Raw genomic sequence first — 263 nt, forward strand, 5'->3', positions numbered from 1 at the left:
TTCGCTAGAAAACGCAAGCACGCCAAGCGTCTGCTTCTTCACCAGCGGCAGTACCACATAGGAACCCATTTCTGGCACATCCATATTGCCAAACAACGCTTCACGATCCACTTTACGCAAGCGGCCCAAATAAGCCTCTTTGCCATTTAGGTGGTTGGTCGCAAAACGCTGGTAATGTTCTTTGCTAAGTTGCGTCGATGCATTGCATTGGCTAAACAAGCGAACATACGCACGCAGTCCGAGATCTTTGGCTTTTAGCTCTA

At 48.7% G+C, this 263-nt stretch carries 1 protein-coding gene; it reads right to left on the reverse strand.

The features are described from left to right. On the reverse strand, positions 1-263 hold a 263-nt coding region (locus R7Q46_RS29580), incomplete at both ends, for a DUF484 family protein (protein ID WP_318078638.1).

This window comes from Vibrio sp. 811, assembly GCF_033339195.1.